Below are 3,887 nucleotides of genomic sequence, written 5' to 3' on the forward strand. Positions count from 1 at the left end.
AAGAGAATGCAAACCTAGACTATTTTTCAAAATACGAGATCGAAAAAATGGATGAATTGGTTAAGAAATATGCAGATCCCAATAAAGCCGAAAAAGAAAATACGGACAAAATTTGCGATGATATTCATAAAGATGTTCGAGCCTATGATGTAGCATATAAAAAGAAGAAAAATTCAATAATAGAATATAAGGACACGTTTAAAAATATTTTTAGCAAAAAAGAATGCGAATTATCACCAATAGAAGAAAATTTTTTATTGTATCTACATTAATGTAAATGGAAATAGGTACAGTATTCAAATGGATAAATTATCCTGAACAAAGAGATGGAATCACAAAAGACCGCTGGTTTGTATATTTAGGTACAAGCAGTAAATTATCTACACCATTAAACGTTTTTATCTTTACAACTACAAGTAAAACAAATCTCTATAAATCCGGGAATGAAAGAGAGAATAAAAAGAATACTATAAATTTTAAAGCCGGTGAGTTCGGATTTGATGTGGATTGTATTCTTGATGTATTTTTCTTTCAAAATAATTGGACACTTGGAGAATTTGAAAAATACAAGAAATATTTTGATATTAAAGGGAAAATATCTAATGAAAAACTTAAAATTATCTATGGGAAAATATTAAAAGAAAATAGTATACAAAAAATAATAAAAATAGATATTAAAACAAACCTTAATAATATTAGAATTTTTGGTTTAGAAAGGCCAAAGCAGTAATTTTTATGGAGAAAAAAACAAATCTAAAACTTAATATGCCTTTCGAAAAAGCTCTTGAGAGATTTGCGTCTATAAATATAAACAGATATTACAGAAATTGAAGAAGTATCTAATGGCAAAAAACCGGTACTTTTTATTAAATGGATTGGTGATACATTTTTTAATTCCTAGTTAATGAAAAAAATACTGTAAATATTTTATTTTTAAATTATGAAATAATTAAACCTTCAATTTCGTCATTTAAGGGGGGGTCTTTTATCCCCTTCACATATAATTAATCACAAGTGACTTTTTATACAGTGTTTCTCCATAAAAATATTTTTAAAAAAGAAGGAGTTTGTGTAATCTCCATATAAGTATTATATTAAGAGTCTTTTAAAAATATAATAGGGGGTTTTGTTGTATATGTATTTGAATAATAGAATCGTAGCAAAAGATATAATAAATGATGTAAAAGAAATCACATTTAATTATGAGGTCTTGAGAGTTTCTTTCTTTTTTTTATTATTTGATTTACTTTACATAAGATATATTATAGGACGTAGTAAAATTATAAAAAATAGGTTAAAGTTCCTCGAACACCCTTTTATTTTTTATCTTCGAAACTGTTTCATTATCATCATATTCATCTAAATTTATCCATTCAATATTTTTTATTTTATGATTAAACCAGGTCATTTGTCTTTTTGCATATCTACGAGTATCTCTTTTGATTAAGTTAATGGCTGTTTTTTGGTCATATTCACCATCAAGATATTTATTTATTTGTTTATAACCTAATCCCTGCATGGAATTTAGATTTTCATTATATCCTCTTTCTCTTAACATTTTTACTTCTTCTATAAGTCCATCTTTAATCATTTTATCAACACGTGAATTTATTTTTTGATACAATTTCTCTCTATTCCTTTTTAGTCCTATAATTTGATATTTAAATTTTGCATTTTTATGGTAAGCTTTTTTCTGTAAATAAGAGATGGTTTTACCAGTAGATTGATATACTTCCAGAGCTCTAATTATTCTTTTTAAATCATTTGAATTAATTTTTAAAGCAGAAATCGGATCTATTTTAACTAGTTTATTATATAAATACTCTTTACCGTAAATTTCTGATTCTTCTTCTAATATTTCTCTATAAACACTATCTTTATTAGGTCCTGAGAAGATTGGTTCGATTATTGAGGAAATATAGAGCCCCGAACCACCAATTAATATTGGTATTTTGCCTCTTTTAAAGATATCTAATATTATCTTGGTAGCTAATTTGCTATATTGGATTACGTCAAAATTCTCTGCTGGATCAGCAATATCTATCATATGATGTTTTATTATTTTTAATATGTTATTATTAGGTTTAGCAGTCCCAATATCCATATATTTATATATTTGCATGGAATCTGCAGAAATTATTTCTAGATTAGGTAATTTTTTAGCTAATTTAATGGAAATATCTGTTTTACCTACCCCGGTTGGACCTAATAATATTAATAAATTATTATCTTCCTTATTGCCAGTCATTTAACTAATTCTCCATATAAGGTCCAGGTATCTGATTTAATAATTTTCACCTCAACTAATTTGCCAACCAATTCTTGCTCACCAATAAAGACAACGGTTTTATTAGTTCTGGTTCTACCTGAAAGTTGATTGGGGATATTTTTTAGAGATTTTTTATCCACTAAAACTTCCAATACCTCCCCTTCTAATTTTTTATTAATTTTGGTGGAGATTTCCTTTTGTAAATTAATAAGTCTCCGTAATCTTTCTTTTTTAACTTGTAAAGGAACCTGATTAGGCATTAGAGAAGCAATGGTATTTTCTCTGTTGGAATATATAAAAGTATAGGCATCATCAAATTTTATTTCCTCAAAAGTATTTAAAGTCTGTTGAAAATCTTCTTCTGTTTCTCCTGGAAATCCTACCATTACATCAGTAGTAATGCTTATATTATTTATATTACTTCTAATTTCTTTAATAATACTTTTATATTGATTAACATTATATTCCCTATTCATAATTTTGAGAATTTTATTCGAACCTGACTGAATAGGTAAATGTATGTGTTCGCAAACTTTATCACCATTCTTTACCACTTTTATTAAATCAAAATTAAAATCTTTGGGATGAGAGGTCATAAATCTTATTCTTTCTATGCCATTGATATTATTTAGTAGTGTTAATAATTTGGAAAATGTTACAGATTCAGGTAGATTTTTTCCATATGAATTTACATTTTGTCCTAATAAAAATATTTCTTTATAATTTTCTTGAGCTAAATTCTCTGCTTCAGCTAATATTTCAGAAACTCCCCTGCTCTGTTCCGGTCCTCGGGTATAGGGAACGACACAATAAGAACAATAATTATTGCAACCTCTCATTATTTGGATCCAAGCAGATATTTTGCTTTCTCTTATAACTGGGATATGCTTCAATATAAATTTAGTTGAATTTTCACAAAAAATATATTTTTTATTTCCATATTTGGTAATATTAATAATTTCTTCTAAATTATTTATTTGAGAAGGATTAAATATCAAATCGACATAAGGTGCTTTTTTAAATATATTTTCCTTTTCTTTTTGAGCCATACACCCGCAAATGCCTAATATTATACTTGGAGTATTTTCTTTTATTTTTTTTATCTTACTAATAAGACTGTATATTTTTTGTTCAACATTTTCTCTCACACAGCAGGTATTTAATAAAATTAAATCAGATTTGAAAATATCTCTTGTTCTTGAATAACCTAATTGTTCTAATTGACCAACTATATATTCTGAGTCATTCACATTCATCTGACAGCCGAAAGTCTTGACGTAAACTTTAAGTGAATTAGTTTTGTAACTCTTTAGTTTCTCAGCCATTTTGATTTTTGAATCTCCTCAAAAAATATAAGATCAAAGGGAGCAAAAAATCAAAAGAAAAAATATCTTTTTGGATGCTCCCTCTCAATCCCTCTAACCTCTTGCATTGCTCGGTTAGTTTTTTGATTTTTTAAACAATATATTTAATCTTTATTCCAAAAATCCTCTGCTTCTTTTTCCATCTTGGCGAGCCTGGTATAATAATCAGGAAATTCAGTAAGATGCGCTAAGGCAATTTTTCCGGTAGTTAAGGGGTCATCATTCGTAACATTTGTTGCTGGATCACGTAAACC

At 27.1% G+C, this 3,887-nt stretch carries 5 protein-coding genes; 2 read left to right on the forward strand and 3 right to left on the reverse strand.

Annotation, left to right across the window (positions count from 1 at the left end; translation table 11 throughout):
- Together COZ07_RS01795 and COZ07_RS01800 are read left to right on the forward strand one after the other, a co-directional pair.
- Positions 1-272 (forward strand): hypothetical protein (locus COZ07_RS01795; protein ID WP_406606885.1); only part of this gene is annotated, 272 nt, incomplete at its 5' end.
- A gap of 5 nt (positions 273-277) precedes the next feature.
- On the forward strand, positions 278-730 hold the full coding sequence (locus tag COZ07_RS01800; RefSeq protein WP_406606886.1) for a hypothetical protein: 453 nt from the start codon (positions 278-280) through the stop codon (positions 728-730).
- A 564-nt stretch (positions 731-1,294) separates the two neighbouring features.
- Here the strand turns inward: COZ07_RS01800 and miaA are convergent.
- The 3 genes from miaA to COZ07_RS01815 all read right to left on the reverse strand — a co-directional run.
- Positions 1,295-2,248 (reverse strand): tRNA (adenosine(37)-N6)-dimethylallyltransferase MiaA, encoded by a 954-nt coding sequence (gene miaA, locus COZ07_RS01805; RefSeq protein ID WP_406606887.1) that lies wholly within the window; start codon positions 2,246-2,248, stop codon positions 1,295-1,297.
- Positions 2,245-3,594, reverse strand: coding sequence for a MiaB/RimO family radical SAM methylthiotransferase (gene miaB / locus COZ07_RS01810; RefSeq protein WP_406606888.1), 1,350 nt, complete (start codon positions 3,592-3,594; stop codon positions 2,245-2,247). Before miaB ends, miaA begins: the two co-directional genes overlap by 4 nt.
- Before the next feature lie 143 nt (positions 3,595-3,737).
- Positions 3,738-3,887, reverse strand: a 150-nt coding sequence (locus COZ07_RS01815; RefSeq protein WP_406606900.1) for a DUF5661 family protein, incomplete at its 5' end; no start/stop codon positions are given.

It is taken from the genome of Candidatus Infernicultor aquiphilus (assembly GCF_002784285.1).
GTDB lineage: Bacteria > Atribacterota > Phoenicimicrobiia > Phoenicimicrobiales > Phoenicimicrobiaceae > Infernicultor > Infernicultor aquiphilus.

What these genes read in the sequence shown, in the direction of transcription:
- COZ07_RS01800 (WP_406606886.1), top strand. Translation starts at nt 278, where the DNA reads ATGGAAATAGGTACAGTATTCAAATGGATAAATTATCCTGAACAAAGA.
- miaB (WP_406606888.1), bottom strand. Translation starts at nt 3,594, where the DNA reads ATGGCTGAGAAACTAAAGAGTTACAAAACTAATTCACTTAAAGTTTAC.
- miaA (WP_406606887.1), bottom strand. Translation starts at nt 2,248, where the DNA reads ATGACTGGCAATAAGGAAGATAATAATTTATTAATATTATTAGGTCCA.